Genomic DNA, 13138 nt, shown 5'->3' on the forward strand with positions numbered 1-13138 from the left:
CGCCTCTTGCTCCAATCCACAGCTAGAAATAACAAGAACAATAGAGTTCATTCTTTCAGTTAACTCAAATACCTAATTATAAACCTTATGTTTAATGAAGAAACCTTTGATTGAAGTGGAAGGCGCGTAGACGCCCGCGGGAGGAAGGGACAGGTGAGACCCCGCAACGGAGTGAGGCTCACGGACCGCCCGCAGGCAAGCGAAGCGCCTGGAACGGAAATCAACTGGATTATCTGCTTTCTTATCTTTTAAAAAAAGATTACTCCAGGTTTCCCCTTCGTAATCTTTACTCACACTTATTTAATTTTCACAGAAGAAATAATCTCCATCATGCTCTTCGTACTAGCTTCCATATTGCCCGTTTCTGTTACCGTTGTCATTTTTACTCCACCCAAGCCCACTGTCACTTCGTAAAGCTCTTCCTCTTCCCCATCAACAGGAGAAACCAGCAAGTAACCTAAACGACCTTCATCAGGTACGGTATGATCTACTAATATATCAGAGAGATTCACTTTTGTAGAATCATATAATACCTCTGAATCTTTTGGTTCAAATGGGTTTACAAACAAAAGGTAAGTTTGTTCGTCCTCTGTAAGAACAATATTGTTCTCCGATTCCGAATCAATGGTAAACCCAGTGGGTAAATGATAAGCAAATATATCTGTATCCTCAGAAGTATCTAGTGGTTGCGCTTTAAATGTGTCCTCAAAAGTATCAACAGATTTTTGTGCGGCGTCTTCAATAGACACAGAGCAACCTGTTAAAAATAGTAATGATAAAAATAAAATAGAAATAATGGCTCTTCCAAATGTCAAACTCTCCACTCCTTTTAGTACAAGTACAATAAGACCAGAAAATACACACCAAACTTATCATACCTATAAATCTTCACCCTTGACAAGGATAAGTTGGAATTGTCACTTAATTCCCCTATTTTATGATAGACTAGAAAATAGGTAAATAACAAGAGGTACTATTTGGAGGGATTGTAATGAAATTTACTGTTTACCTTGCTGGTGAGATCCATACTAATTGGAGAGAAGAATTAATAGACAAAGCACAAGCACTGGATCTTCCTTTACAGTTTGTAGGACCAATGACAGACCACGAGCGCTCAGACAACATAGGAGAAGCGATTATGGGTACACAGCCTAGCTCTATTGCAAAAGATGAATCCGCATCTCAAATCAATAATCTTCGTACGGAACTCTTAATGAAAAAATCTGACCTTGTTATCGCCCTATTCGGAGAGAAATATAAACAATGGAACACTGCGATGGACGCAAGTGCCGCCATTAGTCTACAAAAACCGCTTATTTTAATTCGTCCGGAAAACCTTCATCATCCGTTAAAAGAGTTATCTAATAAAGCAAATGTAACCGTAGAAACAGTCAACCAAGCCTTAAAAGTACTTACCTATGTATTAGAATAGAAGCAGGCTCCTTAAGCCTGCTTTTTCTCATTATATATCCATTGTCCAATCAATAGCTTACTAACATGTTGGAACATTTCTATCCTTGAAACAGCACCTTCTGTGAAAATTCCCAATGCTCCTTCATGTTTCCTAATGTCTTTTCGCTGACAGTACTCATCCATTATGTCACCCAGCTCTTTACCTGTTAAAATCTCCTGTTTAAAAGCATCAGGAAGAGGTATTCTGGCACCACCAGCTATGTATTCCATACCATCTTTAGCAACTAGAGCCCCCCAATTACAGACCATTACACTAGCGGATGGTGTGGAATCAAGAACCACGCCACCTTCAAGTCCGATGGCAAAGTCGGCATCTTCTATTTCTTTTAGAGCTCCTCTCGCACGATGCAATGCCCCTTCAATCGTTTCTTGATCTGTCATGGGTTGTTTACTTACACCAGATTCTACCTCTAGGTTAATTGTTTCAGCTTCCATCTCAAGCTCTCTCATTGCATTATGCACAGCCTTGTATTTTGCTGGGTTTCTTGAACCGACTACCACTTTCATCTTAATCTCACCTTTCAATTAAAAGAAAAACGATGGGGATCCCCATCGCTTCCCAAATATAATATAATTATCTGCTTCTAATGGAGTCTACTGTGGACTGGTCCGCAGATTTTACAAGTTTGACAATGAGCTCTCTTGCCGCGGCATAATCATCCACATGAACCATGGAAGCGTGTGTGTGAATATATCGTGAACAAATTCCCACTACCGCTGAAGGAACTCCCTCATTGGATGTGTGGACACGACCGGCGTCTGTGCCACCTTGAGAGATAAAATATTGATAAGGAATGCTGTTAGATTCAGCCGTATCCAAGACAAAATCTCTCATACCAGTGTGAGTTACCATAGAGCGATCATAAATACGCAATAATGCACCTTTGCCTAAATGGCCGAATTCTTTCTTATCTCCAGTCATATCGTTTGCAGGTGAAGCGTCAAGCGCAAAGAAAATATCAGGCTTAATCATGTTAGCAGCTGTCTGTGCTCCACGTAAACCTACTTCTTCCTGAACCGTAGCTCCTGAGTAAAGGATATTTGGTAATGTTTCACCTTGAAGATCTTTCAATAGTTCAACGGCAAGTCCGCAGCCATAACGGTTATCCCAAGCTTTAGCCAGAATCTTCTTCTCATTTGCCATGGGTGTGAACGGGCAGATAGGCACAATCTGTTGGCCTGGTTTGATGCCGATGTTAATTGCGTCTTCTTTATTGTCGGCACCGATATCGATTAACATATTTTTAATGTCCATTGGCTTGGCGCGTTTTGCTTCATCTAAAAGATGCGGAGGAATCGATCCAATAACACCAATAACTGGACCATTGTCTGTCATTACTTGCACACGTTGAGCAAGCAAGACTTGGCTCCACCAGCCGCCAAGTGTTTGGAATCTTAACATTCCGTTTTCTGTAATGGAAGTGACCATAAAGCCGACTTCATCCATGTGGCCTGCGACCATGACTGTTGGGCCAGTTTCGTCGCCTTTTTTCACTCCAAATATACCACCAAGTCGGTCTTGGACCACTTCATCTGAGTACTTTTCCAATTCACTGCGCATAAAGCGGCGCACATCATGTTCAAAGCCAGGTGCCCCTTGCAGCTCCGTTAATGTTTTAAATAAAGTCAATGTTTCCTGATTCAACTAAGTCAGCTCCTTTTATCAAAACCTATATGTAGAATGATCTTTTATATTTCGTTAGATTATCGAAATATTTTAACTATATTGTATCGAACTTTCTCTATTGTTTCCAGCTTTAGCATGACATTTATTTGTTTTACAAGTTATACTATTAGTAAGATAGGCAGAATCAATTCAACTCATCAGCTACTCCCATTTGAAAAGGCTTACTTAGAAAACGAGTATGATATATGGAAGGATGATACGAAATGAAATGGAAAGCACTACTAATTGGTGCTGGAATTGGTGCAGCAGCCGCATATCTTTTTACGGAAGCATCAAAGCAGCAAGCCATAAAACCTGAAAAAGCGTTAAAAATTGCCAAGGAAGCTTTTAAAAAGCGAGGCCCTGTTGATGGCTCCTGGATCCAGATGGTGCCGGAAACGATTATTCGAAATGATATGTCCTACTCCATCTACAGAGGTGGAATTTCTCGTAGAATAGAGGACGTCTTGGAGCAATATGAATTTATTGTCGACAAGAATACGGGAGTCATATTGGATGTTAGTCAATTAAAATGAACTCATGCCTGGCAGCTAAAAAGCTGCCAGGTCTTTTTTATCTTATCCGTTCTATTTTTTCGTGTATTTCAAAGGATTCATTCCATTTTACTGCACGGTAAAATGCATCATGATAAAAGGTAAACCACGCATTCCTTCTTATTCCCTCTTTAATCCACTTCTCTTTCGCTTCTATTGACGTCATTGGAAAATCATCATAGGCAAGGACCCATAAGGACGGGGAATGGGCGTGGGTAGGCATGAGATCTGCCATATGAATAAGGCTTTCCTCCCCTTGTGTCATTTCAATGATGGCATGTCCATCACTATGTCCGCCGGTATGTATCATTTTTATCCCATTGATGATGGTTGTCTCACCTTGAAATGTTTTTACCTGATCTTCAATTCCTTGCCAATTCATCTCCCAATACGTATTTCTTGAACGTATATTAGGGTTTCTCATTTCATTCCATTCAACCTCTGTGGCATATATGGTTGCATTTGGAAATACAGATGCGTACTTGTTTTTTTCTGCATCCCATTTGGTCAGTCCACATACATGGTCAAAATGAAGATGAGTCATAATGACGGTGTCTATGTCTTCTGGTGTCAACCCAATTTTGTGTAGATCTTCCTCCACCGACGACTCTTCCGTTGCACCATAGTTTCTTCTTTGTTTTTCAGAGAGCTTCCCCTTCCCAAGTCCTGCTTCAATTAGAATATTGCGTTCCTCTGTTTGAACAAGAATAGGATCCGTTCTAAGCTCTATCTGATTTTTGTCATTCACAGGATACCTTTTTGACCATAGAGCCTTCGGGACCACTCCGAACATTGCACCACCGTCTAGATGCGTTACTCCACCGTTTAACCAAGTCAGCTTCCACTTACCGAATGTTAGCGTTTCCATATCAGCCATCTCCCTCTTTGTACAATTTTTATGTATGTCTTTATTGTATCAAAAAAAGAGAACTTTTCGCGAACTTACTGGCGTATCAATTTCAAGAAAATAATCTCATCGCCTTATCAAGTTTAATATAGACTTCATCCACCTTATGAAGACAATTCCGGAACAAAATCTAAGCTGACATTGTCTTCATCTACCCTATGAAGACAATTTTATAGTAAAGTCCAGCCTGAGATTGTCTTCATTCACTTTATGAAGACAATTTCGTCATAAATATTAATATGAGATTGTCTTCATTATTCTTCTTACTTGTTTAATGAGGCTGTTGATGCCCTAAAGCTATGTCTCCAACGTTTCCACAGGTTGGTCTTCAGCGCCAGTCAGGCTCTCGTAGGAAGTCGAAGGTTCTTAATAAGAAATCAACCACTAAACAACAAAAAAGCGCCCTTCCACTAAAAGAAAAGGACGCTTCGCCATTTATTCATTCTGGATATTTTACCTCACAACGATAAATAGGGAATCCCTTGCTAGAAAACTTCTCCTCGTATTCCGTCATGATATTGCCTTCAAACTCACTATTATGAAGGTCTAGACTAACATATTTCAATAATAACCCATACTCAGAAAAGCTCATCAACGAATACTCAAAAAGTCCACGGTTATCTGTTTTAAAGTGAATTTCACCTTGTGGAACCAGTACTTCATTATACAGGTCCAAGAACCCTTTGTAGGTTAACCTTCTCTTTTCATGTCGGGTTTTTGGCCATGGATCAGAAAAGTTCAAATAAACTCTGTCCACTTCACCGGCCTCAAAATATTCAGATAGCTTTTGTGCATTGACATTTAACAGTTTGACGTTTGGAATATCAGCTGCTACTGCTTTTTCCAATGCTTTTACAATAACACTTTCAAATAATTCTATGCCGATATAATTTATGGAAGGATTAGCTTTTGCCATTTCCGTAACAAATGTTCCTTTTCCCGTTCCCACTTCAATGTGGATCGGGTTGTCATTTCCGAAAATTTCACTCCACTTCCCTTTTTTGCTTTCAGGATCTGGAATGCAGTAATAGGAATTATCGGCAATAAAATCTGCTGCCCATGGTTTGTTTCTGAATCTCATGTCGTTTGGTCACCTCGGTGTTTTATTAGTTTATAGTCGATGACAGAAAAAAACCGATCGCGATGGACCGATTCTTTTGTCGTGTATAAGAATGATAAATAAACAAAGGCTAGTACATATATAAAATAAAGGAGTGCTGACAAATGCCGTTAAATTATCATGATCAAATACATCTTCTAAAGGATATTTTGGCGGATCATCAAATTGATTGCTGCGGTTCTGTTGCTGAATACGAGCAGTTGGAGCGCGTCATCAAATCATTAATGGTCAATAATGAGATCGATCATAATGTAAAGAATATCTTGCAGGATATCTATACTTATAGCCAAGCAGGCATCAATTCCAGCAACGATCATGATCACAATCAATTGCATCAATCAAAATTCACCAACTGGATCGATAGCATCGATCAATATTCATAGTTCAACCGGTAAAAGTCTTTCCAAATAGTTCAACCAGTTCTGTTTCTCTTTTTCAATATCTTTATGGTGATACCATTGTACGGATAGTATAGTCTGTGCTATCACATACCAGTGCATACGGTGGCGCAAATCGTCTGTAAGTGGTATCCCATAAGTGGAAAGCCAGTCATTCCACTCCTGTTCTGGAATATACCAATATAATAACATGCATAAGTCTATGGCTGGATCCGCTATAACAGCTCCATCCCAATCAATTAAGAAAAGCTCTTGATTATCGGAAAGCAACCAATTGTTATGGTTAAGATCACAATGGCAGACTACCTTATCTCTGAACTGAACATTTTTAATTTCCTTTGTAAGAAAATCGAGTGATTTTTGAATCACGTCCAAAGAAAAGAGATCTAAAGCCATCCCATTCTTAATATCTTCCAGTATAGTCGATGGCTCCACAGGTTCTTTGCCCAATCGAGTAAGCATATCAAGCAACTCTTTGGAGTGGTGAATCTTGTGAAGAAGCTGAGCCACTGTTTCCATATTCATGTCGTTTGGTTTAAGTTCTCTTGCACTTATCCAGTGCTGAGCCGTAATGACATCTCCATTTTCCAGGCGTTTCGTCCAGACCAATTTGGGGACAATTCCCTCTGCTGAAAGAACAGCCAAAAATGGCGATGAATTCCTTTTAAGGAAGAGCTTTTTCCCTTCATTTTGAGCGAAATACGCATCTCCCGTCAAACCACCCGCAGGACTGATTTTCCACTCATCACCTAATAAATGTTCCAACCATTTCACCTTCAATTTCAACACAACTTTTCATTATCAAATATTAGAAAAGCGCAAGCGCTACATAAGAATTTTCATATTAATAACTTTTTTAAGCAAAAAAACAGCTATTGAACAATTTCGCAATAGCTATCTTTTAAATTTTATCGTTATTTCCCAATTAAATCAAGTCCTTGTGTAACAATTAATATTGTGCCAATACAACCGTGCTGATGGGTGGCACTTGTACTTCATTGTTTACTTTGCGGATTGGTAAATCGCTTGCTGTACTGCCTTCTGCAAGAACTTCCCACTCTCCTGAAAATGGAATGGTTACGTTTTCCGTATTCGTACCGTTATGGAAAATAATCAGTAAATGGTTGTACTTTCCATACTGTTTCACATCATTAAGGTGATACATGAGCAGATTTCCTTTATCTAGCGGAAAACGCACATGTCTTTTTACTTCCGTAACTGTCGATAAACGAAAAGCTTTATGTGCTTTTCGAAGCGAGATTAGCCCCCTCACATAAGCCACATTCTCTGAGTAACGATTTTTTCTTTCCCAATCTAAGCTATTGATAGAATCTGGAGATTTATAGCTGTTCTCTTCCCCGCCTTTTGTCCGGAAAAACTCTTGCCCTGCATGTAAAAATGGGATGCCTTGAGATAGGAGTGTGACGGAAGCGGCAAGGCGATGACGCTTTATTCTTGTTTCTTCATTTTCATGGCTATTGCAGACAGCTATTTTATCCCACATTGTATGATTATCATGGGATTCAATATAGTTGATTGATTGAGCAGGATCAAGGAATAGTCCTTTATGGTTCGGATCAATTTGTACACTACCTGCAAGCGATTGTTTTAACAGAGCAATTTTGTGGGTATTGCCAAGCGCAAATCCCCTGTCGAATAAGTTGAACGTACTACCTTTTACCGAATCGCGAACCATGTCATTAAAGAATGCGATTCCAGGCATCTTCTTTGCATTGAGTATCATTGCTTTACGGTCAGCGGCTAAAGGGGTGTTCAGTTCCCACCCTTCTCCAAGGATGATGGCTCCTGGTTTGATGACAGATACCGCCTCTTTTACTTCATTTATTGTCTGAACGTCTAATATTCCCATCAAGTCAAATCGGAAACCATCCACATCATATTCCTGCAACCAGTATCGAATGGAATCCAGAATAAATTTACGTACCATTTTCCGTTCGGATGCAATGTCATTTCCTACTCCCGTTCCGTTTGATGGCATTCCATGCTCATCATGGCGAAAATAATAACCAGGCACTATTTTTTCAAACGAGGAGTCCTCGCGGATATACACGTGATTGTATACAACATCCATAATGATCCTTAAATCTTTATGGTGCAACGTATTTATTAGATTTTTCAGTTCCAATATTCGAGAGTAAGGGTCATTTGGATCTAGCGCATAACTTCCTTCAGGTACATTAAAAAGTAGAGGGTTATACCCCCAGTTATAGTCCTTATCAGGTTCTGCTTCGTCTACACCGCCAAAGTCATTCAATGGCAATAACTCAATATGAGTTACTCCTAGACTTTGGAGATAAGGAACGCCTGTCATTCCGATTTCGGACACCTCTACAGGATCCTCTGTAAAAGCGGCATATTTACCCTTATGAACCATTCCGCTTTTTGGATGAGAGGAAAAGTCTCGAACATGCAGCTCGTAAATAATGGCATCTGTTGCATCGTTAAAAGGAAGCATTGACACTTTTGGAACGTTTATTCTCTCTTTATCTACAATCACTGCAGACTCACTATTTATAGTAGAGGCAATCGCATACGGATCGACGGCTTCCCGCCATACAAGATTCACGCAAACCAGGTATGTGTAATAAAAACCTTCTAAATCTCCCTGCACCGTAATTCGCCATATCCCCTTTTCCTCACGAATTAGGCTATAGAAAATGCTCTCCTTACTTTTAGGAGCTACAAGTTTTATTTTCACTGCAGATGCCGTCGGCGCCCAAAGGGTAAAGGTGGTTTCCCCCTTTTGATATTGCGCCCCAAGGTCATCCTTTTCATAATAGAATGCTTCATCAAATGCTTGAGAGCGGATAACTGCCCCGATTTGCAAATCTGTTTTCCTACTATGTTCATCTATAATCATATATTTGGAGCCTATGGTGATTGGCATATTTGTTTTACATATATATTTAACGGAGCTCTGGAGCGTTTTTCTGTCTATAATTTCAAGCGGGTAAGTTGATTTTTCATCTGATAGGGTAAAGGAAGCTGATTCTCCATTAAAACTTCCGTTAGGCAAAAGAATAGTGATCTGATCCATTTCATCTAAATAAGCCTCGAATTCTCTTTTGATGAAAATCATGCATTTCCCTCCCTGTCTCCTAAAAGTGCGATTCTTTTAGAACTGACCATCTTCTATATTATTCAAGCATGGTCATGACCTTGACATATATTCATACAATTCTTCATTATTGCCATTCTGGTCTGTCTATATAAGTGGACTGACAATGAGAAAGCAACGCCCCAGCCGCTTTTAGCTGACTATGTTTTAATGGAAGTTTGTTAGCCCGCATTTTCTCAAACCATTTTACATATGTACGTTTATCTACCACTTGTACATCTGCTGGCCCATCCGTTATGTCAATATACCCTTTTGGGTGCAACAATAGCTTAGTAACAGGCAAGCTCACATCATATAGTGGAAGAATATTTTTAATAATGGACCCCATCCTGTTGAGACTAATCGTTGGATTTACTATTTTTCTTTCCTTTTCTTTTTCCCGAATGGACCAGAAGCGGTCATTATTTCCTAAAACCACACTCTCTTCTTGCTCCTCCATGTAATAGAGACCGATAATTTCGTTTGGGGTAATAAGGATGATTTCAAGTTCCACTGGTGCATGCTTCACTAAAAAGATAGGTTTATACATCACAAAAAACGTATCCGGGAACCTTTGCAAAAAATATTTCAGTAACCATTCACGTTTATAATTCTTCTGCAGATAGGACATTTCTCTGATGGTGGAACTTGCCCATTTTAGCTGGAGCGGAAGAATGGAATCAAGAAATTGTTGTTTTCTCTCCTCAGGCGTCTTACTGCCTGAGACATGGGGAAGTTCCCACTCTTCCTCCTGTTCGTCATCAACTTTTAGGATGTTACCAGTGAACAGCTCATCTTCTTGTTCTTTTTTCCTGAAGGACTTCATAAGGCTGATTAACCTGCCATCTTTTGAGGATGTTATCTCCGTTTGATCATTAGGAGAAGGACTCTTTATATCAACCGGGCTTCTTAACATCTCTTGGTAGGTATTCCATTGTTGCTTTTTTAACCTGATATATTGGTTTGGATAGCGATATATATCGGCTTCATAACGGGTGATATAATCTTGTAATTTTATTAATTGTGCCAATGGCGGTCACTCTTTTCTATAATAAATAATGAATGGCTGCAGGTAATATTATGGCGTATAGTAATGCAGATAGTGTCATGCTGATGGAACTGAATGCCGCTTCCTCTTCTCCATATTCCATGGCTTTAGCAGTCCCAATCCCATGTGCAGCGCACCCAAGCCCCACTCCAACTCCTAAATAGTGGGTTATCCCAAGTCTTCTCATCAAGACTGGCCCAAACAATGCACCAAAGATGCCACTTAGTATGACGAGCGCTGCCGCTAAGCTTGGTATCCCCCCTGTAAGGTCAGCAATTTCCATAGCGATAGGGGAAGTCACGGATTTCGGAAGGAACGATGCGGAGTATACGGAAGGAAGACTAGCCACCTTTACATACAAGAAGCCAGAAACCATGCCGGCAACTATTCCAGATAATAATCCTGCAATCAACGGGATTCGATAACGGATAATTTTTGAACGTTGATGGTATAGGGGGTAAGCAAGCGCGACAACCGCCGGGCCGAGCAACTCCTGAATCCACCAACCTCCCAGCATATATGTATCATATGATATATCAGTCAAAAGCAAGCCAATAATAATTACTAGAGTCGTAGTGGCGACAGGATTGAAAATAGGCATACGAAATCGGTTATAAATATGTCTCATTGCCAGAAAAACTAGGAAGGTAGTAAGGATGAACAAGAAACTAAACCAACTATTCATCATCCATCACTCCTGTTGCTTCTGTCTTATTATCGACAGATGCTGCCGTTTTTTGAGCAACCAATCCCGAACATACCAACACGATAATGGTTCCTACTAAAAGAGCAAGCAACATAATCATTCCTTCTGTTCCTGATAGAATGCTAAAGTAGTCCATCACTCCTACAGTGGCGGGCACAAAAAACAAAGGGAGATATGTAAGCAATACATTCGCTCCGTCTTGCAAATACCTCTCCTTTGCTACACCTGTCAAAAGCAGCATAAGCAGAAAAACCATTCCAATAATACTACCTGGGACCGGGATGTCACAAGTACTTTGTAGTACTACACCAATTTTGTAAAACAAATAAAATACTGCTACTTGAATTAATAATTTCATTCCCCTCATTTTCAAATCCTACTCCTATACTAAAGAAAAAATTTCCTTTTCTTCATATTTGGGCAATCTGTTTAGATGTGTTTCATATAAAATGATAGTGTTCACGTTAAACGTCTCTTTCTGCGAACTGTGGACAGGAATCAGATCATGATTAATGGATCCTGGTCCCTTCCACTTCCTTGCAATGGTGATATGAGGATGAAATGGCCGTGAGTCAAGCTGGAGTCCAACCACCTCACAAGCATCATATACAGATTTTCGCAACTGATTAAGTTCCATTGACTTTTCGATACCGTACCAAAAAATTCGTGGTGACTGAGGGTTCCCAAATGTGCCGAGCTCACTTAATGTGACCGAAAAATGTTGATGATTTGCGGCAGTTTCTGAAAGAAAGGCTGTCAATTTTTCTTTTTGTCCTTCTTCCAAATCACCTAAAAATGCGAGCGTGATATGAAGGTCTTCCGGATGCACCCATCTTGTAAACGGAAAGTGACTCTTTAATTCTTTGATATATAAATGAAACGCTTCCTTTAACGGTTGTGGAAGAGGTACAGCAACAAAATAATGAGTTTGTGTTGTCATTTTCTCACCCTTCTTATTTTACCAGATATCTTCTATTGTCTTGCATATTATCTTAGCACCAAACAGACGATATAGTTAGTTTTATGTTAATCCCATAATAAGCTATGTGCTTAGTCCGTTTAAATATTTTATGATACAATACGGATTATTAGAGTCATGTAAGAGAAAGGTTGTGCGTAGTCGTGAAAGTTGTTTCAAATATGGCTGATTTAATTGGAGATACTCCGCTTGTCAAGTTGAACCGTATTGTGCCTGAAGGAGCGGCAACAGTTTACTTAAAATTAGAATTTCAAAACCCTAGCGGCAGTGTAAAAGATAGAGCTGCGTTTAATATGATTATCCAGGCAGAAAAGGATGGCCTCATCAAACCTGGTGCAACCATCATTGAACCAACTAGCGGTAATACCGGGATTGGTTTGGCGATGAATGCAGCAGCAAGAGGATATAAAGCGATATTGATCATGCCGGATACGATGTCTAAAGAACGGATTAACCTTTTGAAAGCATATGGTGCAGAAGTAGTATTAACACCAGGCGATGAAAAAATGCCAGGTGCTATTAAAAAAGCCCAGGAGCTTGTTAAAGAAATACCTAACAGCTTCATGCCGATGCAGTTTGAAAACCATGCCAATTCTGATGCACACAGAAAGTCTACGGCACTCGAAATTATTGATGGCATGGAACAAATCGGCAAGCCATTATCCGCTTTCGTAGCCACTGCTGGTACTGGCGGAACCATTACTGGGACAGGAGAAGAGTTGAAAAAGCATTATGAAGGGTTGACTGTCCATGTCGTGGAGCCTGCAGGATCACCTGTCCTTTCCGGCGGGAAGCCTGGCAAACATAAGCTTGTGGGAACTAGTCCTGGGTTTATTCCGGATATCTTGAATCAGGAAGTATATGATGAGATTTTCAAGATTGAAGATGAGGATGCATATGAAATCACTCGTAAGCTTGCTCGTCATGAAGGGATTTTGGTTGGACCATCTTCTGGTGCTGCTTGTTATTCTGCGATTGAGGTGGCCAAAAGGTTGAATCCTGATGATGTTGTGGTGTGTATCGCATGCGATACGGGGGAAAGATATTTGTCTACGGACCTTTTTGATTTTGAGAATGAATAAAGGAAAAGACCCTTGGCTGAAGTAGCTGAGGGTCTTTGTCATTTATTTCGCTGCTGGCACTCGCTTTCCGCAGTGCGCTGCTGGAGC

The 13138-nt window shown here is 40.0% G+C and carries 15 protein-coding genes; 4 read left to right on the plus strand and 11 right to left on the minus strand.

The genetic code is table 11. From position 1 onward, the window contains the following. Positions 1-296 precede the first annotated feature (296 nt). The gene (locus FZC76_RS22980; RefSeq protein ID WP_187442008.1) at positions 297-815 is read right to left on the minus strand and encodes a hypothetical protein; all 519 of its coding nucleotides are present in this window, start codon (positions 813-815) and stop codon (positions 297-299) included. A gap of 176 nt (positions 816-991) precedes the next feature. Here FZC76_RS22980 and FZC76_RS09305 point away from each other — a divergent pair, with 176 nt between their 5' ends. Beyond that, positions 992-1432 carry a YtoQ family protein gene (locus tag FZC76_RS09305; protein WP_148987937.1) on the plus strand — a complete coding sequence of 147 codons (441 nt, stop codon included), beginning with the start codon at positions 992-994 and terminating at the stop codon, positions 1430-1432. A gap of 11 nt (positions 1433-1443) precedes the next feature. Here FZC76_RS09305 and FZC76_RS09310 read toward each other — a convergent pair whose 3' ends face one another. Then, positions 1444-1980 (minus strand): DUF84 family protein, encoded by a 537-nt coding sequence (locus tag FZC76_RS09310; protein ID WP_148987938.1) that lies wholly within the window; start codon positions 1978-1980, stop codon positions 1444-1446. A 67-nt stretch (positions 1981-2047) separates the two neighbouring features. Then, positions 2048-3118 carry a M42 family metallopeptidase gene (locus FZC76_RS09315; RefSeq protein WP_148987939.1) on the minus strand — a complete coding sequence of 357 codons (1071 nt, stop codon included), beginning with the start codon at positions 3116-3118 and terminating at the stop codon, positions 2048-2050. 245 nt (positions 3119-3363) lie between these two features. Between FZC76_RS09315 and FZC76_RS09320 the strand changes: the two genes are divergently transcribed. After that, on the plus strand, positions 3364-3675 hold the full coding sequence (locus FZC76_RS09320; protein ID WP_148987940.1) for a PepSY domain-containing protein: 312 nt from the start codon (positions 3364-3366) through the stop codon (positions 3673-3675). A 37-nt stretch (positions 3676-3712) separates the two neighbouring features. Here the strand turns inward: FZC76_RS09320 and FZC76_RS09325 are convergent, their stop codons facing one another. After that, on the minus strand, positions 3713-4561 hold the full coding sequence (locus FZC76_RS09325; RefSeq protein WP_148987941.1) for a YtnP family quorum-quenching lactonase: 849 nt from the start codon (positions 4559-4561) through the stop codon (positions 3713-3715). A 478-nt stretch (positions 4562-5039) separates the two neighbouring features. Further along, a complete protein-coding gene (gene trmB / locus FZC76_RS09330; RefSeq protein ID WP_148987942.1) occupies positions 5040-5681 on the minus strand; it encodes a tRNA (guanosine(46)-N7)-methyltransferase TrmB in 642 nt (213 codons plus the stop codon). A gap of 143 nt (positions 5682-5824) precedes the next feature. Here trmB and FZC76_RS09335 point away from each other — a divergent pair, with 143 nt between their 5' ends. After that, positions 5825-6103: a YtzH-like family protein gene (locus FZC76_RS09335; RefSeq protein ID WP_148987943.1), complete on the plus strand. Its 279-nt coding sequence runs from the start codon at positions 5825-5827 to the stop codon at positions 6101-6103. On the opposite strand, the gene FZC76_RS09340 is transcribed toward FZC76_RS09335, so the two are convergent. The 6 genes from FZC76_RS09340 to thpR all read right to left on the minus strand — a co-directional run bounded on the left by FZC76_RS09340 (position 6098) and on the right by thpR (position 11930). Further along, positions 6098-6898, minus strand: coding sequence for a phosphotransferase family protein (locus tag FZC76_RS09340; RefSeq protein WP_187442009.1), 801 nt, complete (start codon positions 6896-6898; stop codon positions 6098-6100). The two genes, FZC76_RS09335 and FZC76_RS09340, sit on opposite strands and share 6 nt — an antisense overlap. A gap of 169 nt (positions 6899-7067) precedes the next feature. Next, complete coding sequence (gene pulA / locus FZC76_RS09345) at positions 7068-9218, minus strand: type I pullulanase (protein ID WP_148987944.1); 2151 nt, start codon at positions 9216-9218, stop codon at positions 7068-7070. A 106-nt stretch (positions 9219-9324) separates the two neighbouring features. Continuing rightward, complete coding sequence (locus FZC76_RS09350; protein WP_148987945.1) at positions 9325-10266, minus strand: NERD domain-containing protein; 942 nt, start codon at positions 10264-10266, stop codon at positions 9325-9327. A 16-nt stretch (positions 10267-10282) separates the two neighbouring features. Beyond that, positions 10283-10972, minus strand: coding sequence for an LrgB family protein (locus tag FZC76_RS09355; protein WP_262372510.1), 690 nt, complete (start codon positions 10970-10972; stop codon positions 10283-10285). Further along, positions 10962-11357, minus strand: coding sequence for a CidA/LrgA family protein (locus FZC76_RS09360; RefSeq protein WP_148987946.1), 396 nt, complete (start codon positions 11355-11357; stop codon positions 10962-10964). Before FZC76_RS09360 ends, FZC76_RS09355 begins: the two co-directional genes overlap by 11 nt. A gap of 15 nt (positions 11358-11372) precedes the next feature. After that, entirely contained in the window at positions 11373-11930 is a 558-nt protein-coding gene (gene thpR / locus FZC76_RS09365; RefSeq protein WP_148987947.1) for an RNA 2',3'-cyclic phosphodiesterase, read from the minus strand. Positions 11931-12112: 182 nt separating this feature from the next. Here thpR and cysK point away from each other — a divergent pair, with 182 nt between their 5' ends. After that, positions 12113-13051: a cysteine synthase A gene (gene cysK / locus FZC76_RS09370; RefSeq protein ID WP_148987948.1), complete on the plus strand. Its 939-nt coding sequence runs from the start codon at positions 12113-12115 to the stop codon at positions 13049-13051. The last annotated feature ends 87 nt before the right edge of the window (positions 13052-13138 follow it).

Origin of the sequence: Sutcliffiella horikoshii, from assembly GCF_008180725.1 — a bacterium.
Taxonomy (GTDB): domain Bacteria; phylum Bacillota; class Bacilli; order Bacillales; family Bacillaceae_I; genus Sutcliffiella_A; species Sutcliffiella_A horikoshii_B.

Coding starts and splice junctions, on each gene's coding strand:
- FZC76_RS09320 (WP_148987940.1), top strand. CDS start 3,364: ATGAAATGGAAAGCACTACTAATTGGTGCTGGAATTGGTGCAGCAGCC.
- FZC76_RS09355 (WP_262372510.1), bottom strand. CDS start 10,972: ATGATGAATAGTTGGTTTAGTTTCTTGTTCATCCTTACTACCTTCCTA.
- pulA (WP_148987944.1), bottom strand. CDS start 9,218: ATGATTTTCATCAAAAGAGAATTCGAGGCTTATTTAGATGAAATGGAT.
- FZC76_RS09335 (WP_148987943.1), top strand. CDS start 5,825: ATGCCGTTAAATTATCATGATCAAATACATCTTCTAAAGGATATTTTG.
- FZC76_RS09305 (WP_148987937.1), top strand. CDS start 992: ATGAAATTTACTGTTTACCTTGCTGGTGAGATCCATACTAATTGGAGA.
- thpR (WP_148987947.1), bottom strand. CDS start 11,930: ATGACAACACAAACTCATTATTTTGTTGCTGTACCTCTTCCACAACCG.
- FZC76_RS09310 (WP_148987938.1), bottom strand. CDS start 1,980: ATGAAAGTGGTAGTCGGTTCAAGAAACCCAGCAAAATACAAGGCTGTG.
- FZC76_RS09325 (WP_148987941.1), bottom strand. CDS start 4,561: ATGGAAACGCTAACATTCGGTAAGTGGAAGCTGACTTGGTTAAACGGT.
- FZC76_RS09360 (WP_148987946.1), bottom strand. CDS start 11,357: ATGAGGGGAATGAAATTATTAATTCAAGTAGCAGTATTTTATTTGTTT.
- trmB (WP_148987942.1), bottom strand. CDS start 5,681: ATGAGATTCAGAAACAAACCATGGGCAGCAGATTTTATTGCCGATAAT.